This is a genomic window from Deferrisoma sp. (assembly GCF_054681715.1).
The window spans coordinates 15276-37421 of record NZ_BAAHFQ010000021.1 but is presented as its reverse complement, the minus strand read 5'-3'; the positions used below and the strand labels follow the sequence as shown (position 1 = coordinate 37421).

Below are 22146 nucleotides of genomic sequence, written 5' to 3'. Positions count from 1 at the left end.
CTTGATGTAGTCGATGGCGTCCTGCACGGTGCGGATCTTCTCCGCGTCCTCGTCGGGGATCTCCTGGTCGAACTCCTCCTCCAGGGCCATGACGAGTTCCACGGTGTCGAGGCTGTCGGCCCCGAGGTCCTCGATGAACCGCGCCTCGGGCACGATCTTCTCCTCGTCGACCCCCAGTTGCTCGGCGATGATCCTCTTGACGGTTTCCTCGATGTTCGCGCTCATCTCTCCCTCTCTTTCGTTTCGGGTTTCAGGGACTAGCCCATATACATGCCCCCGTTCACGTGGAGCACCTGGCCCGTGATGTACGCCGCCCGGTCCGAGGCGAGGAACGCCACGGCCTCCGCCACGTCCTCGGGTCGGCCCAGGCGCGCGAGCGGGACCTGGGCGAGGAGGCCCTCCCGGACGGCCTCGGGCAGTTCGGCGGTCATGTCCGTGGCGATGTAGCCGGGGGCCACGGCGTTCACCCGCACCCCTCGGTTCGCGTACTCCCGGGCGAGGCTCCGGGTAAGGCCCTCGAGTCCGGCCTTGGCGGCGCAGTAGTTGGGCTGGCCGGGGTTGCCCAGCGCCCCCACCACGCTCGAGATGTTCACAACGGCCCCCGACTTGGCCCGCACCATGGGCCGGAGGCAGGCCTTGGCGCACAGGAACGCGCCCGTGAGGTTCGTGTCGATCACGGCCCGCCAGTCTGCGAGCTTCATCCGCAGGGCCAGATTATCCCGGGTGATGCCGGCGTTGTTCACGAGGATGTCGATGCGGCCCCACGCCTCGAGCACCCGGCCCACCGCGACCTCGACGCTCCCGGGGTCCGCCACGTCGAGGCCAGTCCCCAGGGCCTCGGCGGGGAGCGCCGCGGCCACCCGGGCTGCAACCTCAGGATCGCGGCCCGTCACGAGCACTCGGGCCCCTTCGCGGCTGAGACGTTCGGCCACGGCGCGGCCGATGCCCCGGGTGGAGCCGGTCACGATGGCGACTTTCCCATCGAACTCCATGGAACTCCTCGAAATTTCGGAAGGGCTGCCCGCGCCGCCTCGCACCCCTAACCCAGGGCGGCCCGCAGGGTCTCGGGGTCCTCCACATTGGCCACGGCCGCACCCCGGTCGATCCGGCGCACCAGCCCGGAGAGCACCTTCCCCGGCCCCACCTCCACGAACCGGTCCACCCCCAGGGCCCGGAGCGCCTTCACGCACTCCTGCCATCGGACCCGGTTGCTCACCTGGGCCACGAGCCGGGGCACCACGTCGTCGGCCGACCGGTAGGGCTGGGCGTCCACGTTGGCCACCACCGGGAATCTCGGGGCGGCCACCTCCACGCGGCGCAGTTCGACCTCGAGCCGCCGCCCCGCCGGTTCCATGAGCGAGCAGTGGAAGGGGGCGCTCACCGCCAGTTCCACGGCCCGCTTGGCGCCGGCCTGTTTCGCCGCCTTGCAGGCCTCGGCCACGGCCGCCGTGTGTCCCGAGATCACGACCTGGCCCGGGCAGTTGTCGTTGGCCACCTCCACCACGTGGTCGGGCCGATGGAGGCGGCGGCAAATCTGCTCGACCTCCCCGAGGTCGAGCCCCAGGATCGCGGCCATGGTGCCCTGGCCCACGGGCACGGCCTCCTGCATGAAGCGGCCCCGCTTCTCCACCAGGCGCACCGCATCGGGAAGCGCAAGAACCCCGGCCGCCACGAGGGCCGAGTACTCCCCAAGGCTGTGGCCGGCCGCGGCGGCCGGGGGAGCCGCGCCCGCCTCCTCGAGCGCCCGAAGGCACGCCACGCTCGCGGTCAGGATGGCCGGCTGGGTGTTCTCGGTGAGCCGAAGGGCGTCTTCCGGGCCCTCGAAGATGAGCTTCGAGAGCGGGCGGCCCAGGGCCTCGTCGGCCTGACGGAACACCTCGCGGGCGGCGGCCGAGACCGCGGCGAGCGCGCGGCCCATCCCCACGTACTGGGAACCCTGGCCCGGAAACAGATAGGCGATGCTCATCGTACGGGTGTCTCCCGGCGGCGGGAAAGGTGTGTGGGTACGGGGACGAGATCCGCGAGACTATACGTAAGGACCGCGGGCGCGCGCAACCCCCGCGCTACCACCGGATGAGGGCGGCGCCGTAGGTGAAGCCGGCGCCGAACGCGTCCAAGAGCACGAGGTGGCCCGGGTGGATCTTCCCGGAACGCACCATCTCATCGAGGGCGATGGGAACCGAGGCGGCGGACGTGTTCCCGTACCGGTCCACGTTCACGTACACCCGGTCCTCGGGCACCCGGAGCCGCAGACGAACCGCGTCGATGATCCGACGGTTCGCCTGGTGGGGCACGAACCAGTCCACGTCGTCGCCGTGCACGCCGGCCGCCTCGAGCACCTCCTCGGCCACGTGATGGAGCGTGCGCACCGCCACCTTGAACACCTCGTTCCCCTGCATCTTCACGTAGTGGAGGCGCTGCGTGAGGCTTTCCGAACTGGCCGGGTGGCGGGAGCCGCCTCCCGGCATGTGGAGAAGGGGCCAGTACGATCCGTCGGCCGCCATGCGGGTGGCCAGCACCCCCCGGTCGGGGTCGGGCGAGGGGCCCAGGACCACGGCGCCGGCGCCGTCACCGAACAGCACGCAGGTCGCCCGGTCCTCCCAGTCCACGATCCGGCTCAATACCTCGGCGCCGATGGCGAGCACGTTGCGGGCCGCACCCGAGCGGATGAAGCTGTCGGCGACGGCGAGCGCGTAGAGGAACCCGGTGCATCCGGCGCTCAGGTCGAAGGCCATCTGGCCCCGGGTGCCGAGCCGGTCCTGCAAAAGGCACGCCGTGGCTGGGAACCCGAGGGCCGGGGTCACCGTGGCCACCAGGATGAGGTCGAGGTCGTCGGGCCGGAGCCCGGCCGCGTCGAGGGCCTGCCGGGCCGCCTCCTCACATAGGTCGCAGGTGTCCATCTTCCGGGGGGCGATCCGCCGTTCCCGGATGCCGGTGCGCGTGCGGATCCACTCGTCGCTCGTGTCCACACGCGTTTCCAGGTCCTGGTTCGTCACCACACGGTCGGGCAGGCACCGGCCGGTGCCCAGCACGGCCGCGCGGGGGGGGTGTCGTCGCTCGGTCACGGCTAAGCCTCGGTGTCAGATTCGGCGGACTCGTCCCGCTCCCGGGGCTCCCGGCGGGGGTGCACGAGCCGGTCCTTGAGGCTCGCCCAGAATCCTCCCTTGCCGGCCCAGGCTCCGATGTCGTGGCTGCGCTCGAGCAGTTGGGTCATGTGGAGGTTGACCCGCCGCTCGGCGAAATCCCGGGCCACCCGGATGGCGTTGCGGATGGCACGGGCGTCCGAGGAGCCGTGGGCCACGATCCCCACGCCGTTGATCCCCAGGAGCGGAGCTCCCCCGACCTCGGCGTAGTCCATGCGGTGCCGCAGCCGCTCGAACGCCCCCCGGGCAAAGAGGTAGCCGATGCGGGGGGCCAGGCCCCGCCGGAACTCCTCCCTGAGCATCTGGCCCATGGCCTTGGCGAGGCCCTCGGAGCTCTTGAGGATCGCGTTTCCGACGAACCCGTCGCACACCACAACGTCGGCGGCGCCGTTGAACACCTCCCGGCCCTCCACGTAGCCCAGGTAGTGGATCCGGGACTGCTTGAGGGCCTGGTGGGCGGCCCGGGTCGTGTCGGTGCCCTTCGTCTCCTCTTCGCCGTTGGACAGTAGCCCCACCCGGGGCCTCTCGGCTCCCAGCACGAGCCGGGCGAACACCTCCCCCATGAGCGCGAACTGCACGAGGTGCACCGGCTTGCACTCGACGTTCGCCCCGACGTCCAAGAGCACGGTGGCCCCGGCCATCGACGGTAGGACGGCCGCGATCGCGGGCCGGTCCACCCCGGGCAGAAGGCGGAGCACCAGCATCGCGAGGGCCATGGCGGCTCCGGAGTTCCCGGCGCTCACCACGGCCCGGGCCTCGCCCGCCTTTACGAGCTCAAAGGCCACGCGCAACGACGAGTCCCTCTTGCGACGCACGGCCACCGAGGGGCTCTCGTGCATGCCCACGGCCTCGGAGGCGTGCTTGACGGACACCGGAAGACCGTCGATCTTGTGGCGCTCGAGGTGCTGGAGCACGATCTCCCGGTCGCCCACCAGGATCACGTGGGTCCCGAAATCCCGGGCAGCCCAGACGGCCCCCTCGATCACCGCCTCGGGGGCGTGGTCGCCCCCCATGGCGTCAACGGCGATCCGCATGGGCGGGGGCTAGAACTCTTCCTCTTCCTGGGGCAGGACCTCCCGGCCCTTGTAGGTGCCGCAGGCAAGGCAGGCACGGTGGGGGGGCTTGGGCTCGAGGCACCGGGGGCAGGTGTCGAGGTTCGGGGCACCCAACGCGAGGTGGGACCTGCGTTTGCGCTTGCGGGCCACGGAGTGGCGCTTTCTGGGTACGGCCATTGGGATTCTCCTTGTGTTCGATGGGGTCGGGCTTGCGCCCCGGAAGGAAGCGCTACGCCCCGCGGGCCGCCTTCCACCGGGCCAGAACGGCAAACCGGGGATCGGGGGCCTCGGTCCGGCAGTCGCACAGGGTCTGGTTTCGGTCGGCCCCGCAGGTCGGGCACAAACCGCGGCATTCGTCTCGGCACACAGGGTAGTCGGGAAGCGCGAGGAGCACCTGCTCAACGGCGATCCCGGCGAGGTCGAGGCTGTCCCCCGTCAGTTCCTCCACCTCCATATCCTCGCGCCGGAGTTCGTGCTCGCCGTGGGATTGGTCCAGGTCGGTCACAAAGGTTAGGTGGAACGCCTCGGACACCGCGCGGTCGTGGTCTTCCAGGCAGCGCACACACCGGCACCGCACCGTGGCCCGGACCTCCCCGGTCACGAACACGTCGGGGCCCGAGCGCTGAAGCCGCGCCATACCCGAGATCCCGGTCACCCAGTCCACCTGGAGCCAGCCCCGATCCCGGGCGATCTCGCGGGTCGCGGCAACCCCGAACTCCAGGATGCAGTCGAGGCCTCCCGCAGGGATCTGGTCTATGGTCATGATGCGTTTCGCCGTCACGTCGGTTCCTCCGAGGCACAATAAGCCGCCCATTATATCCGGCCGGGGCCGCAGGTCAAGTTTCGGATGCCGTCCCGGTGGCGGTCCGTGGGGCGGTGTGCTTGTGCTTCCCGGTTCAACCCCGTATACTTTTCTAACTTTCGGGGACTGGAAAAGGAACGACCCGCCTCCCCCAAGGAGTCTGGAATGCGGTGGATCGTCTCGGTCGCAATGGTGCTGGCGCTCGCGGGGGGCGCCCTGGCCCAACCCCCGGAGGCGCGCCTCAGGAAGGAGGCGGGGAACTATTACCTCAAGAAGCGCGAGTACGAGAAGGCGAAGGACGAGTACCTCGCGGCGCTCCAGGTGGATCCGGACTACCCCGAAGCCCACTACAACCTGGGCGTGGTGTATTTCTTCCGCCTCCAGGACTATCCCCGGGCACTGTATCACTTTGTGCGGTACGCCGAACTCCAGCCCGACGCCTCGGATCTGGACCAGGTCCGGCAGTTGAGCCTCCAGGCTCTGGAGCGCATCGAGAAGGCCGAGAGGGAGGCGTACGAAAGGGCCCTGGCGGCGGGGACCGTGGAAGCCCTGGAGGCGTTCCTCCGGGAACATCCCGATTCGGCCTACCGCGAGGATGCCCAGAAGAAGCTGGAGATCCTTAGGAAGTACCAGGAGGGGAAGGCGCGCTGGGAGCAGGAGGTGAACGCGGCCTACCAGCGTGCTTTGGTCGAGGGAACCCCGGAGGCCCTGGACGCGTTCCTGGCCCGGTACCCCGACGCGCCCCAGGCGCCCGAGGCCCGGCGCCTGCGGGAGGCGTGGGCGAAGGAGCAGCAGGCGGAGCGGGAGGCCTACGAGAAGGCGCAAGCCGAGGGGACGCCCGAGGCCCTGGAGGCGTTTCTGGCGGCGTACCCCGAGGGCCGGTACGCCATCGAGGCCCAGCGGCGCCTCGACCACCTGCGGGCCGCGGAAAAGGCCTTCCGGATCGCCAAGGAAGCCCGTTCGGTTCCCGGGCTGGAGGCGTTTCTGGAAACCTACCCCGGGACCCCCCATGAGGCCGAGGCCCGGGAACTCCTGGCGCAACTGCGGGCGGAGGAGGAGGCGCGGAAAGCCCGGGAGGCCGAGGAGGCGGCGGCCAGAGCCCGGGAAGAGGAGGCGCGCAGGGCCCGGGAGGCCGAGGCGGCGGCCCGGCGGGAGCGGGAGGCGGTGCTCCGGGCCCAGGCCGATCAGGCCTGGGCCGAGGCCGAGTCGGTGGACACGGCCGAGGCGTACGAGGCGTTCCGCGCGGCCTACCCGGACCACCCCATGGCCGAGGAGGCCCGCCGGAGGGCCGCCGTGATCCGCGACCGCGCCCAGGCGGCACCGGCGGAAACAGCCCTGGAGGCGGACTGGAAGCGGGCCCAGGCGGCGGATACGGCCGAGGCCTACCGGTCGTTTCTCGAAGCCCACCCCGAGGGGGAGGAGGCCGAGGCGGCCCGGCGCCGGTTGGAGGAACTCGAGGCCCGGGTCGAGGAGGCCGAGCAGAGCCTTCCCCGGGAGAAGCGGAAGGCTCTGGAGCGGTACCGGAAAATGCTGCAGGGGAACTGATACCAAGTTGCGTTCAAACAGACACCCAGCCCGGGCCGAATCAGGAAACGGTAGCTTTGAATGCAAGTTGGTATGAGGCCAGAGCCAAGGTGCAAAAAACGGGCGCCCTCGGAAGGGGGCGCCCGTTTTTCGGTTCCGCCGGGGATCACGCCTGGGCTTCGGGCCGGGTCTCGCCCTCTTGGCCCGCCGCCCGCAGGAGGTAGGCCTCCATGAAGGCGTCGAGTTCCCCGTCGAGCACCCGGTCCACGTCGCCCTCCTCGAGGCCGGTGCGGTGGTCCTTGATCTTTCGGTACGGCTGGAGCACGTAAGAGCGGATCTGGCTTCCCCAGGCGATCTCCCGTTTCTCCCCCTGCTGGGCCTCCAGTTCCTCCTCGCGCTTTCGCCGCTCCAGGTCGAGGAGACGGGCTTTGAGGATCCGCATCGCGTTGGCCCGGTTCTGGTGCTGGCTTCGCTCGCTTTGGCAGGTGACCACGATGCCGGTGGGCAGGTGGGTCACGCGCACCGCCGACTCCGTCCGGTTCACGTGCTGTCCCCCGGCCCCGCTCGCCCGGAACACGTCGACCCGCAGGTCGTTCTCGTCGATCTCCACCTCCACGTCCTCTTCCACCTCGGGATACACGCTCACCGAGGCGAACGAGGTGTGCCGGCGGGCCTGGGCGTCGAACGGGCTGATCCGCACGAGCCGGTGGACCCCCTCTTCGGCCTTGAGATAGCCGTAGGCGTAGGGACCCGACACCGTGAAGGTGACGTTCTTGATCCCGGCCTCCTCGCCGGGCAGTTCGTCCACGATCTCCACGGTGTACCCCCTCTTCTCGGCCCACCGGAGGTACATGCGAAGGAGCATCTGGGCCCAGTCCTGGGCTTCGGTGCCCCCCGCCCCCGCGTTGATGGCCACGATGGCGTCCCCGGCATCGTGGGGGCCGCCCAGCATGGCCCGGAGCTCCATGGCGCGGACCCCCCGGGCGACCGCCTCGAGGCGCTCCTCCGCCTCCCGCACCAGCTCCTCGTCGCCCTCCTCCTCCCCGAGTTCCCAGGCGACCCGGCACTCCTCGAGCTCGCCGTGGAGGTGGCTCCAGCGGTCCACCTCCTCGACGAGCCGCTCGCGCTCCTTCCCCAACCGGGCCGCGGCCTCCGGGTCGTCCCAGAAGTCGGGACGGGCCATGAGGGCGTCGAGTTCGGCTATGCGCTTCTCCTTGCCGGCCAGGTCAAAGATGCCTCCATAGGTCGGTGAGCCGGCGGTGCAGGTCGTCGAGTCGCTCGATGTCGGGCATGGTCCGAAGCTCCTGCGCGGAGAGGGGGTGGTCGGTCTAGCGGCGGCCCGGCGGGGCCTCCCGCCGCCCGCAGCGGCGGAGCGGGACGGCCCGACCCCCGGCCCTACCGGGACGGGGGGAGGTCCGGAGGGCCGGGGCTCCGGGGGCGGCGAAGGATAGCAAAAACCAAGCTGCCGGCCAAGGCGAGGCAGGCGCGCGGGATCCAGGGGCGGACCCGGACCTGGGGAGGGGGAGCTCCGGGGGCCAGCGGTAGCTCCACCACGAAGGCATCCCGGGCCCCCAGCTCCGTGGCCCGGAGCACCCGGCCCCCCCGGTCGAAGGCGGCGCTCACCCCCGTGTTGGCGGCCCTCACCAGGGCGAGGCCGGTTTCGGCGGCCCGGAGCGCGGCGAACGCCAGGTGGTGGTACGGACCCGCGGTCCGGCCGAACCAGGCGTCGTTCGTCACCACGGCGAGGAGCCGCGCCCCAGCCTGGGCATGGGCAGCCGCAAGCGACGGGAAGATGCTCTCGAAGCAGATGAGGGGCCCCACGGGGGCGAGGCCGGGGACCCCGAGGGGGCGGACCCCGTCGCCCGGGGAGAAGTCGCCGGCGCCCTGCACGAGCTTTTTCAGAAAGGGCAGGTACCGGCCCAGGGGCACGTATTCGCCGAAGGGTACGAGGTGAACCTTGTCGTAGCGCCCGGCCAGAGCGCCCTCCGGCGACATCAGGAACACGGCGTTTCGGTACTCGACCTCGCCACCACGCCGCTCGTACGCGGGTGCGCCAAAAAGGATCCAGGCGCCCAGTTCCCGGGCCAGGCGCTCGATCCGGGCCCGTTCGGGCCCGGGATCCTGGGCGTAGAGGGGTACCGCCGTCTCGGGCCACACGATGAGGTCGGGCCGGGGGCGAAGATCCCGGCTCAGGCGTTCGTACCGCTCGAGGGTGGCCGCCCGGTAGGCCGCGTCCCACTTCACGGCCTGGTCGATATTGCCCTGGACCACCCCGACGCGGATCGCCCCGGAGGCAGGGGGAAGGGGGGAGGGGAGGCGGACGAGGCCGGCCCAGCCGATGGCCGCAACAAGGGGCACGGCCAGCGCGGCAACCCCGGGCCTGCTTCCGCGGCCCAGGTAGGCCAGCAACCACGCGGGCGCCACGGCCAGGGCGGCCGCGGCCAACCGGATTCCGTCGGCCCCGGCCCAGGGGGCAAGGGCCAGGGCCGGGGACCAGGCCCACAGGGCCTGTGGGACGTCGCCCCAGGGGAACCCGCCGAGGAGCCAGCCGCGCAGGGCCTCGGCGCCGGTCCACACCAGGGGCGCGGTCCCGAGGGCCGAGGCCGGGGACTTCCGGCCCAGGGCGGCGCAAGCCCAGCCGCACAGTCCGGGAAAGAGCGCCAGGTACCCCGCCAGGAGCGCCACGCACCCGGCCGCAGCGGGCCAGGGGACCCCGCCGTAGGCGGCCACGGTGGGCGCGATCCACCACAGGAGGGTCCCGAAAAACCCGAGGCCTTGGACCCATCCCAGAAAAAATCCCCGGCCCGGGGTGGCGCCGAGGCTGGCCGCCCACAGGGGTGCGGGAAGCGCCAGCGCCAGGGGCCAGATCCCCGCCGGGGGAAACCCCGCCGCGGCCACCAGCGCCCCCCAGCCGGCGAGGCCCCAGGCCCGGGGGTCACGCCACTTCGACCCGGTTTCGGCCATTCGTCTTGGCGCGGTAGAGGGCCTCGTCCGCGGCCTTCAGGAGTTCGTCGGGGGAGCGCTCCCGGCTCCCCGGAGAAAAATCCGCGATACCCATGCTCACCGTGACCTTCAGGGTGGCGCCGTCGCCGACCGACACCGGCTCCGCCTCGATCCGGGCCCGGAGCCGTTCGGCGATGGTTCGCGCGTGGGCCGCGTCGGTCTTGGGCAGGAGGAGCACGAACTCCTCCCCGCCGTAGCGGGCCACGAGGTCCTCGCTCCGGACCCCCTCCTTCAGGACCTCCACCAGGTGCACGAGCACCCGGTCGCCCACCGGGTGGCCGTAGGTGTCGTTGATCCGCTTGAACCGGTCCAGGTCGATCATCACGCAGGCCAGGGGCTCCCCGTGGCGGGTGGCCCGGGCGTATTCGGCCCGCAGCCGCTCCTGGAAATGGCGGTGGTTGTAGGCCTTGGTGAGGCCGTCGGTCACCGAGAGGAGCCGCAGCTCCTGGTTGGCCGCGTCGAGCTGGCGGGCCAGGGCCTCGAGTTGCTGGTTCTTGGCCTCCAGTTCCAGGTTTTGGCGGAAGAGCCGTTTTTGCAGGGCCCGGATCCGCAGGAGGCTTCGCACCCGGGCCACGAGCTCCACGTTGTCGAAGGGCTTCGAGATGTAGTCGTCGGCCCCGGCGTCGAGGCCCCGGGCCAGGTCCTCCACGTCGCCTTTGGCGGTGAGCATCAGGATCGGGATGTAGTCGTCGTTGGTCTCGCGCCGCCGGAGTTCCCGGCACACCTCGTAGCCGTCCATCTCCGGCATCATGACGTCGAGGAGAATCAGATCGGGGGGGCGTTCCCTCACCTGGGCCAGCGCCTCCCGTCCGTCCTCGGCCTCCCGGATGCCGTAGCCCTGGGCCCTCAGGACGTCGGTCACCATGGCCCGCACAATGCGGCTGTCGTCCACCACCAGAATGTCAGCGGACGCCATGGCGCACCTCCGCCCGGGGCTCGGTTCCCAGCGCCTCGAGAACGGCCCAGGCCATCTCCCCCAGTCCCACCACCCGGGTGGCGGCTCCCACCTCGATCGCCGCCTTGGGCATGCCGAAAATCACCGAGGTCTCCTCGTCCTGCACCAGCACCGGGGCGCCCGCCCGGCGGAGGGCCAGGGCCCCCTGGGCGCCGTCGCGACCCATGCCGGTGAGCACCACTCCCACGGCCCTCGCCCCGTACTCCCGTGCCACGGTCTCGAACAGCACGTCGGCCGAGGGACGGCAGGCGTTCACCGGCGGCCCCTCCTGGGGCACGGCCCGGCCGTGATGGACGGCCAGGTGGGTCCCGTCGGCTGCCACATAGAGGGTGCCGGGGGTGAGCTCCACGGGCCGCTCCACCACCGTTACGGGGTGGCCGGTCTCCCTCTCGAGCCACCCGGCGAAGCCCCGGGTGAACCCCAGGCTGATATGCTGCACCAGAACCCCTGGACAGGGGAAGGGCGGCCCCAGATCCCTGAGGAGCCGCTGGACCGCCCGGGGGCCGCCGGTGCTCGCGGCGATCGCCACGATGCGGTCGGGCCGGGTGGGGCCCGGCGGGGCGGCCCGGGGCGCGGTTTCGGCTTCCTTCGGCGCCGCCGACCACCCCCTTCGCCGTCCCACCTTGGCGTAGAGCTTCACCCGGGAGCGCAGGTCCTCGGCCACGGCCGCGTAGGCCTCGGGCGTCACCGAGGCGTCGGGCTTGGGGAGGGCCTCGAAGGCCCCGGCCCGGACCGCCCGGAAGGCGCTTTGCACCTCCCCCGGGTTGACCGTGGCGCTCAGGATGATCACCGGCGCGGGGCACCGGAGCATGATCCGCTCCACGGCCTCGAGGCCGTCCATCACCGGCATCTGCACGTCCATGATCACCACGTCGGGCCGGAGCGCCTCGCAGCGCTCCACGGCCTCCAGGCCGTTTTCGGCCTCGGCCACCACCTGGAGCTCGGGGTCGGCCTCCAGGAGGTCCCGGAGCACCGCCCGCACCACCCGGGAATCGTCTACGAGCATGATCCGGATCAACGGCAGTCTCCCTCTGTTGCGCTAGAAGGCAGGAGGCTGGGAAGCGGGAAGGCCGGTCTCGCCGGACGCCCTCGGGTTACCGCGCCCCTTCCCCCTGACCGAGCAGTTCCGACACGATGGCCGCAAACTCCCTTTGTCGGAAGCGGTCCTTCGGCAGGAACGCGTTCGCGCCGGCCTCCCGGACGCGATCGGCTTCCCCCGTCCGGTTGGAGAGAACGACGACCGGGAGCGAGGCGGTGGTCTGGGTCGACCGGATCCTCCGGATGAGCCCGTACCCGTCGAGTTCGGGCATGTCCAGGTCGGTGACCACGAGGTCGATGCGCTCCCGCCGGAGGAGTTCCCAGCCCTCGGCGCCGTTCGACGCCAGCACGGGCTCGTACCCGCTCGCCCTGACCACCTGCTCGAGCATGTGGCGGGTCGTGACGGAGTCGTCGGCCACCAGGATGCGTAGGGGGCCCCGGGGGGCTTGCGCCACCTCCCGATGGTTGGCCTCCCACTCGGCCCAGCGCGAATAGAGATCCAGAACGTTCAGCACCGGCAAGGCCTCCCCCGACGGCAGGAACGACACCCCGAGCACTAAGGGCGCCCCGGCCAGATGGGATCCCAGGGGCTTTAGGACCAGCTCCCTTTCCCCCTCGATGCGGTCTACCTCGAGGAGCATGGTGCGGTTCCGAAACCGGAGCCGGACCACGCCCACCCGGGCCGCGGGCCGCCCCCGCTCCACCCCGAGCGCCGCGGCCAGGTCGATCACCGGTGCCACCCGATCCCCCGCGTCCCACAGCCGGCCCCGGGCCTCGAGGTCCCGGACCGGCACGGACTCGCAGCGGTCCACGAACAGGGCCGGCAGGGCGTAGGGTTCGTCGCCGGCTCGGACCACGAGGGCCGACAGGGTGGTGAGCGACAGGGGCAGCAAAAGCCGGAACCGGGACCACCGGCCGGGTTCGCTTTGGATCACGAGGGACCCCTTGAGCTTCTCCACCCGCAGCTTCACCACGTCGAGGCCCACCCCCCGGCCCGACACCTCGCTCACCCGGTCCCGGGTGGAGAACCCGGGGCGGCAGAGGAGGTAGAGGGCCTCGTCGTCGGTGAGGGTGCGGGCTTCCTCCTCCGAGAGGAGGCCCTTTCGGACCGCCTTGCGCCGGATCTCCCGGGGGTCGAGTCCCCGCCCGTCGTCCTCCACCTCGATCGCCACGGCGTTGGAGCGGTGATAGGCGCGAAGGGTCAGCCGGCCGTGACGGGGTTTCCCGGCCCGTTCCCTCTCCTCCGGGGGTTCGATCCCGTGATCCATCGCGTTCCGGACGAGGTGGGAGATCGGCCCCTGGATCGCCCCGAGGAGCGACCGGTCCACCTCGGTGAGCCGCCCCTCCACGACGATCTCCACCTCTTTTCCGAGTTCCCGGGCAAGATCGCGTGCGGTTCGCCGGAACCCCTCCAGGAGATCCCCCAGGGGGACCATGCGCAGGGTGAGCACCTGGGCCTGGAGTTCGGCCACGAGGCGATCGAGATGGCCCAGTTCGTCCACGAACTGGCTGAATCCCCTGCCGGCCACCATGCGGGCCATGCCCCGGAGCGCAGCAACCTCCTCCGGTTCCAGGGGACGGTCCGGATCCTGCCACCGCAGGAGGCCGAGGTGGGCAAACGCCCTCCGGAACCGCTCCATCCGGGCCAGGAGGGCGGTGCGTTGGGTGGCCAGGTCGTCCACGAGGTTCTGGAGTTCGTCGAGCCGCTCGGTGGCGACCCTCAGGCGGGCCGGTTCGTCGGGCGGCGGCGTCGAGGGCGGCTCGGTGCCGGCCGAGGAAAAAGGGGGCGGCCCGGCCGGAGCCGAGAGGCCCCCGAGTTCGCGGCGCAGCCGGTCCACCCCCTGGAGCAGTTCGGTCACCGTGTCGGGGGCGAACCCCTCGGTCGCGGCCGCCTTGAGCCGGTCCTCGAGGGCGTGGGCCTCCCGGCTCACGGCCTCCAGGCCGACCATCCGGGAGCTCCCCTTCACGGTGTGCGCGAGCCGCATGGCGCTTCGAAGGGCCTCGGTGTCCCCGGGGTCCTGCTCGAGCCGCAGGAGCCGCTCGCCCAACCGCTCGAGGAGTTCCTCGGCCTCCTCGAGGAAGATCCGGACGTACTTCTCGTCCACCGGCATCGCGGGATCAGACTGTGAATCCCTGGGCGCCCAGGTTCTCCTGGGCCAGGTCCTTGAGCCGCCGCGCCAGTTCCTTCAGGTTGATCACCGCCTTTTCCACCTGCTCGGCGGAGCGGTTCACCTGCACCGCCACGTCGTTGATGTCGGTGATCGTGAGCACCAGTTGCTCCCCGGCGGTGGCCTGCTGCTGGGTGGCCACCGTGATCTCCTTGGCCGATTCCTTAGTCTGGCGCACGAGCTCGAGGATCGTCTCCAGGCTCTCCCCGATCTGGTCGACCCGCTCGGCGCCGGCCCGGGCCGTGGTGGTCCCCTTCTCCGTGGTCAGGAGCGTTGCGTTCACCGAGTTCTGGATCTCCTCGACGAGCGATTTGATCTGGCCGGTGGCCTCCACGGTGCGCTGGGCCAGGCGCCGCACCTCCCCGGCCACCACCCCGAACCGCTTGCCGTGCTCCCCGGCGCCGGCGGCCTCGATGGCGGCATTGACCGCGAGGAGATGGGTCTGCTCGCTGATCTCGTCGATGATGTCCACGATGCCCCCGATCTTCTGTGACTTCTTGCCCAGATCCATCATCGAGGCCGCGATGGCGCCCACCTGCTCCTTGACCTCCTGCATCCCGGCCACGGCGTCGCCCACGGCGTCACGCCCCTTCACGCAGGCGTTGAAGGTCTCCTCCGCCACCCGCTCCACGCTCTCCACGTTGGCCGAGATCTCGTTGGAGGTTGCCGCGATCTCTTCGGCGGTGGTGGTGGCCTCCTGGACGGCCGAGGCCTGTTCGGCCGCGCCGCTCGACTGTTCCATGGCGATGGACACCAGCGACTCGCTCGAATCGTGGAGCTTCTCGACCGCCTCGGCGAGCGCCGTGGCCACCGACGCCGAGCGCCTCAGCGTATCCCGAAGGTGGGTGCGCAGGGTGTCCAGGTGCCCCGCCAGCCGGGCCATCTCGTCCTCGCCCCGGATCGATACCTCCTGGGTCAGGTCTCCCCCCGCCATGCGTCGGGCCGTGGTTTCCAGTTGGAAGATGGGCCGGAGCACGAGCGAACGGACGCTCACCAAGACCACCAGCGCGACCAACACGACTGTCACCGCGAAAAGGCCCAACTGGCGGTTCCGGATCGTGGCCAACTGGGCGTCGAAGTCCGAGAAATCGAAGCCCACCAGGATGGTCCCCAGGTAGGGGGGGTCGGAGGCGTGACAGGTGGTGCACACCCCCTGGTTGTGGAGCGGCACGGCCTCGGTCACGTGGCCGGCCCGCCTCAGTTCCAGGAGACCCGTGGCCTTGGAGCCCGACTGGACGAGCCGCTCCAGTGCCGGATCGTCCAGCTTCTTGCCGATTTCCGCGGGCCGTCCGCTGTAGCGCACGGTGCCGTCGGGCGTCACGATCCGCAGGGCCTCGATCCCCGCGGTGGACACGGCGTTCTCCAGGATCTTCTGGAGTTCCTCCATCTGCCCCTCGACCATGGAGAAGAGCAGCGTGTTGTACACGAACGTGGCGAAGCTCTCGTTCGTCCGGGTCTGGAGGTCCACGACGGTGCGGCGTTGGACCCAGGCCGTGTAGGCGCTGGCGAGCCCCAGGAGGACCACGAGCGTGGCCGCGGTGGACACGGCGATCTTGGCCGAAAGGCTTCTGCGAAACGCGCGCAACATGAGGCACACTCCTTCCAGGTCCGCTAGGAAGCTAGAATGCTGGGAGGCCGGAAAGCCCACTTCGATTCGAACGGCATCGCAACCCCCACCCTCGGGCCCCGGCCCGGCGTTGCGTTCCTTCGTTCCAGGGTCCCGTTCCTACTCCGTGGTCTCCGTTTCCGGAACGGCCGATCCCCACACGAGGGCGTGGGGGTCGAGAAGCGAGACGGGGGGTTCCGTGTCCCATTGGCCTGCGACCACCCCGGCCGGGGCGTTGGGCCACGGGGCCTCGACCGGCCGTACCTCTTCGTCCGGCACCGGTACCACGTCCACGATTCGGTCCACGGTGAAGGCCGCGCGCACCGGGCCGCTCGCCAACAGCACCAGGTATCCCCCCTGGGACGGGGGAAGTCCTAGATACGCGTTCGTGTCCACCACGGACACCACCTCCCCCCGCACCCCGGCCACGCCCAGGATGTGGGGCGGCACCCCGGGCAATCGGGTCACCCGGGGGCGGCGGACCACGCCTTTTGCCGCCGCGGCGGGGACCGCAAGCCGCCGCTCGCCCGTTTCAACCAAGAGGTGAAGCGAACCGGGTCGGTACTCGGCTTCATCCTCTTCCTCGCGGCTCCAGTACTCGGCCCTCACGGCCTCGAGCCAGGCCGACAGGTCTTCCGACGAAGGACTCATGGCGCTTCTCTCTCGCTTTGGGGCTACGGCCCGAGGGTCCGAGGGCGATCACGGGGATTGGGTCCCTCGGCTCCCGGGGACCCCGGGGTCAGCCGCTTCCCGTTCTCCTGGCGGGCCCCACAGCCCCGGGAAACGCTTGCTCCAGCAGTTCAAACACCGCCTCCGGGGCCATGCCGCCGGTCATCCACCGGGGAGCCTGCGGGGCCGCGACCCTCTGCTCCAGCGCGGCCTCGGCCTCCGCCTCGGCGGCCCCCCGTTCCCCCCGCCGGGCCAGGATCCAGGCCCGGCTGACCCGCGCCATCACGAGGGCGGGGTCGAGGTCGAGGGCCGCCCCATAACGCTCCAGGGCGACCGCGTCGTTTCCGTTTCGCTCCTCCAGCAGCCCGCACAGGTAATGGGCCTCCGCGGGCGCTCCGGAACCGGCGGCCGCAGCGGAGGCCAGGGCCAGGGCCTCCCGTTCCCTTCCCTCGTTGGCCAAGAGGAGGGCCCGGCCCAGAAGCCCACGGGGGTCCCGGGGGGCGGCGTCCAGGATGGCGTCAAATCTCTGCCGGGCCTCGGCGAATTCCTCGGCGTCCAACAGCGCGACGCCCGCCCGGTAAAGGGCGGCCAGGTCCGGCCGGACCTCGGGATCCGGCCGTTTCGGCTCGGGTTTCGGAGGCGCCGTCGGGGCGATGTGACTCCGGCGGTAGTAGAAGCAGCCGGTGGAGCGCACCGGGGTGAGGTCGGGGCGCCGCGGCCAGATGGTCTCGGACGGGCCGAGGAAGAGCGCGCCGCCGGGTTCGAGGGCGCGCACGAACAGGTCCAGGGCCCCCGACACCGCCTCGGGCCGGAAGTAGATCAGGGTGTTCCGGCAGAACACGGCGGCAAACGGCCCCCGGGCCCGGGCCCACTCCCGGGCGCCCGGCGTGAGGAGGTCCTGGCGCTCGAACCGGACCAGGCGGCGCACGTGATCGGCGATCTCCCATGCCCCGTCCGTTCGCCGCAGGTGCCGTTCGAGGAGCGGCCGGGGCAGGTTCCGGACCGCCCGGTCGTTGTACCGGCCGAGGCGGGCGGCCGCGAGGCTCGGGCCGTGGACGTCGGTGGCCAGGATCTCCACGTCCGCGTCAGGACCCAACACCTCGAGGCACGCGATGGCCAGCGAGTACGCTTCCTCCCCGGAGGCGCACCCGGCGGACCAAACCTTGACCGGCCGGCCCCGCAGGCGCGGGAGCACCTCGGTCATGAGGGCGGTGAACTGGCCCCCGTGGCGCCAGAAATGGGTCTCGTTGACGGCCAGGAGCGCGGCGATCGCCTCGAGTTCCTGGGCCCGGAACCGGGCCGATCCGAGTTTGCGCACATAGGCCTGGCAGGTGGGGACCAGCCGGGCCACCAGGCGGGTCGAGATCGCCTCGGCCAGGGCGCGACGCCGGTCGGCCCGGATCGCGAGCCCGCGCTCCCGCTCCACCAGGGCCGCCACCAGGTCGAGCTCCCTCTCCCCCGGGCCGGAGCACGGAAGCGGCCAGGCCCGGGCGAACTCGGCCCAGTCCCGGGCCGCCGCCATCACGGCGTTAGCCAGGGGCCGGGGCGATGCGGTGTCGGGAAGGGTTCGGTAAACCCGGGGTGCGGCCTCGGGGGGGAGGTCGCCGGAATGGACGAGGATGACCCCCGGCGGCGGCCGGGGGCTGCTTCGGGCCCACTCCCAGGCCGTCCGGAGGCGCAGGGGATCCGCCCCCGTCACCACGGCCACGGGCTGCCCGCCCCCCAGGGCACGATCGAGGTCCCGGGCCGGTTCGGCCGGCACGCCCAGGGAGGCCAACGACGCGGCCAGGGCTTCGGCCCGGCCGGGCGCCTCGGCAACCACCCGGGCCAGCGGGCCCGGGGGAAGGGAACGGTTAGGTAGGGTTCGGTTCACCGGCGGACGGTTCCTCGCTCGATCGGCGGATCAGGACTTCCTTGACCCGCCTCTTATCGGCGTCCCGAACGAGGAACTCAAGTCCGCGGTACCGAAAGACCTCCCCGGGGCGGGGAATGCGGCCCAGCACGTGGAACACGAGGCCGCCGATCGTCTCGACCCCGTCCACCTCCAGTTCGGTGCCCAGGAGGTCCTCGAGCTTCTCGAGGCTCACCCGGCCGGCCGCCCGGTAGCCCTCCCGGGTTTCCAGGACCTCGTCCTCCAGGTCGGGTTCGTCCTCGATCTCCCCGACGATTTCCTCCACCACGTCGGAGGGGGTCACGAGCCCGGACACGCCGCCGTACTCGTCCACGGCCAGGATCAGGGGCACCCGGCTGCGTTTGAACTCCTCCAAAAGGGCTTCCAAGGTGAGAGTTTCCGGCACGAACACGGCCGGTCTGCAGATGGTTTCGAGCTTGGGGTAGGGGGGGGGCGAACCCCAGAACCGGAGCACGTCCCGGGCGGTCACGAACCCGATCACGTCGTCGAGGCTTCCCCGGTACACCGGGATCCGGGAGTGCCCCTCCTCGACCATGAGGCGCACGAGGTCCGGCAACGCGTCGCCCTGCTCGGCGGCCACGATCTCGGTCCGGGGCACCATGATCTCCCGGACCCGGGTCTTCCGGAGCGAGAGGACCGAGAGGAGCATCTCCTCCTCCTCGGGATGGAGCACGCCCTCGGCGGTGCCCTCCTCGATCAGGTCCTCCATCTCCTGCACCAGGTCCCGCCGGGGCCGAACCCGGCGGCGCAGCCAGTCCACCAAAATGGCCCAAGGGGAGGGTTTCGGCCCGTCGTTCATCGCGGGGATCCTCCCAGCACGAGGAAGTGAAGCCCCAGGGCGATGGCCGTGCCGAGGACGGCCCCGGCCGCCACCTCCGCCCGGGAATGGATCCGGAGCAAGAGCCGGCTGTGGCTCACCATGAGCGCCAGCAGGCAGGCCAGGGCGGCCACGAGCCAGTCCCGGGTGTGGAGGGCGAGGAGGGTGGCGGCCGCGAACGACACCGCAGCGTGGCCCGACGGGAAGCCGCCGTGGAGCGGGGTGCCCCGGCCCAGGAGGGCCTTGAGCAGCACCACGGCCACGAGCACGGCCAGGAGGATCGCGGCGGCGGCCATGGGGCCGGTGGGGCCGGCGGGAAGCGCCGCGCCGAGGCGGGAGAGCCGGGGACCCAGCACCACCCACCCTACGGCCGCCGCCCCGAAGGAGGCCACGAGCACGGCGCCGGCCGCCACGTCCTTGGCCGACCGGGCCCGGGGATCGAAGTCGGGGCAGGCGATGTCCACCACGGACTCGAAGGCCGTGTTCAGGAGTTCGGCCGCCAAAACGAGCCCCGCGGCGAGGCACAGGAGCGCGAACTCCCCGGGTGTCACCCCGAGTCGGGGCGCGAGGATGAGCACGGCCAGGGCGGCCACCGAATGCCAGCGCATGTGGCGCTGGGTGCGCACGGCCTCGAGCACCCCCTCCACGGCGCAATTGAGGGTTTCGAGCCAGGTTTCAGGCTTCACGGGCGATCGCCTCGAAGAGCTCCTCCTGCCGGGCCTCCATCTCGGCGGCCCGGTGGGCCTGATCGCCCTCGTGGTCGTACCCGAGCAGGTGCAGGACCCCGTGGAGACACAGGTAGAACACCATGTCGTCCGGGGCCCAGCCGGCCCCCTCGGCCTCCCGGAAGGCCGTGTCGAGGCTCACCACCACGTCGCCCAGCACCGGGGTGTCCGGGTCGGCGAACTCCCCCTCCCGTTGCGAGAAGCTGATCACGTTGGTGGGGGTGTCGCGCCCGAAATAGACGCGGTGGAGTTCCCGGATGTCCTCGTCCGAGCACAGCCAGATGGAAAGCTCCGTGTCCTCGTCACAGCCCGAGGCGCCTAAGGCGCTCTTCAGCCGGTTGCGCAGCCTCTCCTCGTCGATCCCGGCTTCCGGCCGATCGTTTCGGATCCAGATCTCCATGGGTGCGGCGTTCCTTGTGGGCCAAGAGGGGGTAGTCGATCCGCTGATGGTGGATCCCGGTCAAAATCCGGCAGAAGGCCCCGGCGATCCGGTGGAGATCCCGGAGCGTCAGGTCGCACTCGTCGAGCTGCCCGTCGGCGAAGGTCCGGTTGATGATGTTCTGGACCATGCCCTGGATCCGCGCCGGCCGAAGGTCGGGCAGGGTCCGCGACGCGGCCTCCACGGCGTCCGCGAGGAGCACGAGCCCGGCCTCCCGGGTTTGGGGTTTGGGGCCGGGGTAGCGGTAGTCGGCCTCCCGGACCTCCCCGTTTTCCCGCCGCGCCGCCTTTTCGTGGAAGTACCGGATGAGCCCGGTGCCGTGGTGCTGCTGGAGGATGGCCTCGATCTCCCGCCCGAGCCGGTGCCGGCGCGCCAGCTCCACCCCCTCCTTCACATGGGACGTGAGAATCAGGCTCGAAAGCCGGGGGGAGAGGCGATCGTGGGGGTTTCGGCCGGCCGCCTGGTTCTCGATGTAGTAGTCCGGCTTCGAGATCTTCCCGATGTCGTGGTAGTAGGCGGCCACCGTGGCCAGGAGGGCCCGGGCGCCGATGGCCTCGGCACCCGCCTTGGCCAGCGACCCCGTGACCAGGGAGTGGTGGTACGTTCCGGGCGCCCGGAGCATGAGGTCCCGCAGGAGCGGGTGGTCGAGGCTCGAAAGCTCCGTGAGCCTGAGGTCGGTGGTGTAGCCGAGCCCGGCCTCGGCGAGGAAGACCAGGAGGAGGGACAAAGCCCCTGCCGCGAGCCCCCCGCCGAGGCCCCATAGGGCCGCCCAGCCGGCTTGGGCCCAGGGTTCGGTGCCCAGGAGGGCGTATGCCCCGGCCACGGCCGCCTGGGCCAAACCCGCCCAGAGCCCGGCCCGAAGGTAGGCCGCCCGGCGGCCGGCCCGTCCCACCCCGTGGGCCCCCACCAGGGCCCCCGTGAGGTGGACGAGCGCCGCCTGGAGCGGGACCGGTGTCGCCAGGGCTCCGAGGAGCGACAGGGGCACCGCAAAGATCACGGCGGTCTCCGAGTTCAGGACGGCCCGCACCGTGAGGGCTCCGGCCGCGAGCGGCACGGCAAGGGATGCGGCCGCCACGCCGCCCGGGACCCCGGCGCCCGCCGCCACGGCAAGCCATCCGCGCTCCAGGAAGGCAAGGAGCAGCACGAGGCCGCCCAGGAGCACCCTGTCCCTCGGGTCGCTCCGGAACTTCTTCACGTTTCGCCGGCCGTACTCGAAGGGGATCCAGATCCCCAGGGCCCAAAGGGCCACGAGTCCCAGGGCCCGGCGGGTGCCCACCCCGGTGCCCACGAGCTCGGCGTGGGTCCGGAGCCGCCGCTCCTGTTCGGGACTCACCCGGTCCCCCTCCCGTACGATCATCTCTCCGCTTCGGATGAGATACCGAACGGGAGCCACCGATTTTCTGGCCTCGTCGCGTCGCCGCGCCGTCTCGTCGGCGTTGCGGGTCACGTTGGGCCGGAGGACGTGCCCGGCCACGGCCCGGGCCACCCGTTCCACGCCCTGAGCCTCGTCGGGAGCGAGGGCGAGCCGGGCCTCGTCGAGGGAAAGGGGCAGGGTCCAGGGGGTGAGGGCGCGTTCCTCACGGGTGCCGAGGTCGCGGATCACCCGGGGGCGGCCGGCCGACGTGAGCGCCTCGGGGGCGGCGGCGACGCCCCGTCGGAAGAGCGGTCGAAGAAGGCCGCGCACCCGTTCGAGCACGCGGCGGCGGGTCCCGGCCTCCAGGACCGTCCGGGCCGCCTCGGGGGAGACCTCGATCCCCAACCGTCGGCCGAGTTCCCGGGCCGCCTCGTCCCAATCGGGGACCACCGGCCCCTCGGGCCCGACCGGGGAGGGAGGATCGACGCTCAGGGCGGCAGCGGCGGCCTCCAGCGCCTCCTCCAGGGCCCCGGGGTCGAGGTCGAACACGTCCGGCGCCGCCTCCACCGCGGCCCGCTGGCGGGCCAACGTGGCCTCCTCGTCGGGGACCGTGAAGTCCCGTTGGGCCTTCACGTTTTCCGGCGCCACCTCACCCGCCGGGTAGACGGGCGCCCGGGCGGAGAACGGAAACCCCGTGACCAGGCCGGCTGCGGCGGCCAGGCCCAGGAGCCAGAGCGTGGAAAGAAGGCGCCGCCGGACCGGGGAGGAGCCGCCGCCCGGGGCGGTTCGCGACGTAGGGGGTGCGCGCATGGTGGCGGCATGCTAGGACAGGGGGCCAGGGGAGTCAAGAACGCCGGAATCCTGTGGAAGAACGATTGTTTTCGTGCTTTCGCTATGTTAGGGTTTGGGGCGCTCCCGGCCGGTGGGAGGGGGCCG

20 protein-coding genes are annotated in these 22146 nt (G+C 71.4%); 1 reads left to right on the top strand and 19 read right to left on the bottom strand.

Going from position 1 to position 22146, the window contains the following annotated elements:
• The 7 genes from acpP to ACY0I8_RS05420 form a co-directional block, all read right to left on the bottom strand.
• A partial coding sequence (gene acpP / locus ACY0I8_RS05450; protein ID WP_461393929.1) for an acyl carrier protein occupies positions 1–225 on the bottom strand: 225 nt, incomplete at its 3' end.
• 32 nt (positions 226–257) lie between these two features.
• Entirely contained in the window at positions 258–992 is a 735-nt protein-coding gene (gene fabG, locus ACY0I8_RS05445; RefSeq protein ID WP_461393928.1) for a 3-oxoacyl-ACP reductase FabG, read from the bottom strand.
• Between the two features lie 47 nt (positions 993–1039).
• The gene (fabD, locus tag ACY0I8_RS05440) at positions 1040–1966 is read right to left on the bottom strand and encodes an ACP S-malonyltransferase (RefSeq protein ID WP_461393927.1); all 927 of its coding nucleotides are present in this window, start codon (positions 1964–1966) and stop codon (positions 1040–1042) included.
• 97 nt (positions 1967–2063) lie between these two features.
• Positions 2064–3065, bottom strand: a complete 1002-nt coding sequence (locus tag ACY0I8_RS05435; protein ID WP_461393926.1) for a beta-ketoacyl-ACP synthase III — start codon at positions 3063–3065, stop codon at positions 2064–2066.
• Between the two features lie 2 nt (positions 3066–3067).
• On the bottom strand, positions 3068–4177 hold the full coding sequence (gene plsX / locus ACY0I8_RS05430; RefSeq protein WP_461393925.1) for a phosphate acyltransferase PlsX: 1110 nt from the start codon (positions 4175–4177) through the stop codon (positions 3068–3070).
• Between the two features lie 9 nt (positions 4178–4186).
• Positions 4187–4375, bottom strand: a complete 189-nt coding sequence (gene rpmF, locus ACY0I8_RS05425; protein WP_459939736.1) for a large ribosomal subunit protein bL32 — start codon at positions 4373–4375, stop codon at positions 4187–4189.
• Positions 4376–4427: 52 nt separating this feature from the next.
• Complete coding sequence (locus tag ACY0I8_RS05420; protein WP_461393924.1) at positions 4428–4979, bottom strand: YceD family protein; 552 nt, start codon at positions 4977–4979, stop codon at positions 4428–4430.
• A gap of 186 nt (positions 4980–5165) precedes the next feature.
• Here ACY0I8_RS05420 and bamD point away from each other — a divergent pair, with 186 nt between their 5' ends.
• Positions 5166–6545, top strand: a complete 1380-nt coding sequence (gene bamD, locus ACY0I8_RS05415) for an outer membrane protein assembly factor BamD (RefSeq protein ID WP_461393923.1) — start codon at positions 5166–5168, stop codon at positions 6543–6545.
• A 145-nt stretch (positions 6546–6690) separates the two neighbouring features.
• On the opposite strand, the gene prfB is transcribed toward bamD, so the two are convergent.
• The 12 genes from prfB to ACY0I8_RS05355 form a co-directional block, all read right to left on the bottom strand.
• Positions 6691–7816 (bottom strand): peptide chain release factor 2 gene (gene prfB, locus ACY0I8_RS05410; RefSeq protein ID WP_461393922.1). Its coding sequence is split into 2 segments (ribosomal slippage): positions 6691–7752 and positions 7754–7816, totalling 1125 coding nucleotides; the frame shifts between segments, so codons are not numbered across the junction.
• A gap of 103 nt (positions 7817–7919) precedes the next feature.
• Positions 7920–9488, bottom strand: coding sequence for an apolipoprotein N-acyltransferase (gene lnt, locus ACY0I8_RS05405; RefSeq protein WP_461393921.1), 1569 nt, complete (start codon positions 9486–9488; stop codon positions 7920–7922).
• Positions 9460–10443: a diguanylate cyclase gene (locus ACY0I8_RS05400; protein WP_461393920.1), complete on the bottom strand. Its 984-nt coding sequence runs from the start codon at positions 10441–10443 to the stop codon at positions 9460–9462. The genes lnt and ACY0I8_RS05400 overlap by 29 nt, the downstream gene beginning before the upstream one ends.
• Positions 10430–11500: a chemotaxis-specific protein-glutamate methyltransferase CheB gene (gene cheB, locus ACY0I8_RS05395; protein ID WP_461393919.1), complete on the bottom strand. Its 1071-nt coding sequence runs from the start codon at positions 11498–11500 to the stop codon at positions 10430–10432. The genes ACY0I8_RS05400 and cheB overlap by 14 nt, the downstream gene beginning before the upstream one ends.
• A gap of 76 nt (positions 11501–11576) precedes the next feature.
• On the bottom strand, positions 11577–13625 hold the full coding sequence (locus ACY0I8_RS05390) for a hybrid sensor histidine kinase/response regulator (RefSeq protein WP_461393918.1): 2049 nt from the start codon (positions 13623–13625) through the stop codon (positions 11577–11579).
• A 13-nt stretch (positions 13626–13638) separates the two neighbouring features.
• A complete protein-coding gene (locus tag ACY0I8_RS05385; protein WP_461393917.1) occupies positions 13639–15276 on the bottom strand; it encodes a methyl-accepting chemotaxis protein in 1638 nt (545 codons plus the stop codon).
• Between the two features lie 138 nt (positions 15277–15414).
• On the bottom strand, positions 15415–15945 hold the full coding sequence (locus ACY0I8_RS05380) for a chemotaxis protein CheW (protein ID WP_461393916.1): 531 nt from the start codon (positions 15943–15945) through the stop codon (positions 15415–15417).
• Between the two features lie 88 nt (positions 15946–16033).
• Positions 16034–17836, bottom strand: a complete 1803-nt coding sequence (locus ACY0I8_RS05375; protein ID WP_461393915.1) for a CheR family methyltransferase — start codon at positions 17834–17836, stop codon at positions 16034–16036.
• The gene (locus tag ACY0I8_RS05370) at positions 17817–18674 is read right to left on the bottom strand and encodes a hemolysin family protein (RefSeq protein ID WP_461393914.1); all 858 of its coding nucleotides are present in this window, start codon (positions 18672–18674) and stop codon (positions 17817–17819) included. Before ACY0I8_RS05370 ends, ACY0I8_RS05375 begins: the two co-directional genes overlap by 20 nt.
• Positions 18671–19378 carry a diacylglycerol kinase gene (locus ACY0I8_RS05365; RefSeq protein WP_461393913.1) on the bottom strand — a complete coding sequence of 236 codons (708 nt, stop codon included), beginning with the start codon at positions 19376–19378 and terminating at the stop codon, positions 18671–18673. The genes ACY0I8_RS05370 and ACY0I8_RS05365 overlap by 4 nt, the downstream gene beginning before the upstream one ends.
• Positions 19368–19817 (bottom strand): rRNA maturation RNase YbeY, encoded by a 450-nt coding sequence (ybeY, locus tag ACY0I8_RS05360; protein ID WP_461393912.1) that lies wholly within the window; start codon positions 19815–19817, stop codon positions 19368–19370. The genes ACY0I8_RS05365 and ybeY overlap by 11 nt, the downstream gene beginning before the upstream one ends.
• Positions 19720–22020, bottom strand: coding sequence for an HD family phosphohydrolase (locus ACY0I8_RS05355; RefSeq protein ID WP_461393911.1), 2301 nt, complete (start codon positions 22018–22020; stop codon positions 19720–19722). The genes ybeY and ACY0I8_RS05355 overlap by 98 nt, the downstream gene beginning before the upstream one ends.
• Positions 22021–22146 lie beyond the last annotated feature (126 nt).

What these genes read in the sequence shown, in the direction of transcription:
- fabG (WP_461393928.1), bottom strand. Translation starts at nt 992, where the DNA reads ATGGAGTTCGATGGGAAAGTCGCCATCGTGACCGGCTCCACCCGGGGC.
- fabD (WP_461393927.1), bottom strand. Translation starts at nt 1,966, where the DNA reads ATGAGCATCGCCTATCTGTTTCCGGGCCAGGGTTCCCAGTACGTGGGG.
- plsX (WP_461393925.1), bottom strand. Translation starts at nt 4,177, where the DNA reads ATGCGGATCGCCGTTGACGCCATGGGGGGCGACCACGCCCCCGAGGCG.
- rpmF (WP_459939736.1), bottom strand. Translation starts at nt 4,375, where the DNA reads ATGGCCGTACCCAGAAAGCGCCACTCCGTGGCCCGCAAGCGCAAACGC.
- bamD (WP_461393923.1), top strand. Translation starts at nt 5,166, where the DNA reads ATGCGGTGGATCGTCTCGGTCGCAATGGTGCTGGCGCTCGCGGGGGGC.
- lnt (WP_461393921.1), bottom strand. Translation starts at nt 9,488, where the DNA reads ATGGCCGAAACCGGGTCGAAGTGGCGTGACCCCCGGGCCTGGGGCCTC.
- ACY0I8_RS05400 (WP_461393920.1), bottom strand. Translation starts at nt 10,443, where the DNA reads ATGGCGTCCGCTGACATTCTGGTGGTGGACGACAGCCGCATTGTGCGG.
- ACY0I8_RS05385 (WP_461393917.1), bottom strand. Translation starts at nt 15,276, where the DNA reads ATGTTGCGCGCGTTTCGCAGAAGCCTTTCGGCCAAGATCGCCGTGTCC.
- ACY0I8_RS05380 (WP_461393916.1), bottom strand. Translation starts at nt 15,945, where the DNA reads ATGAGTCCTTCGTCGGAAGACCTGTCGGCCTGGCTCGAGGCCGTGAGG.
- ACY0I8_RS05370 (WP_461393914.1), bottom strand. Translation starts at nt 18,674, where the DNA reads ATGAACGACGGGCCGAAACCCTCCCCTTGGGCCATTTTGGTGGACTGG.
- ybeY (WP_461393912.1), bottom strand. Translation starts at nt 19,817, where the DNA reads ATGGAGATCTGGATCCGAAACGATCGGCCGGAAGCCGGGATCGACGAG.
- ACY0I8_RS05355 (WP_461393911.1), bottom strand. Translation starts at nt 22,020, where the DNA reads ATGCGCGCACCCCCTACGTCGCGAACCGCCCCGGGCGGCGGCTCCTCC.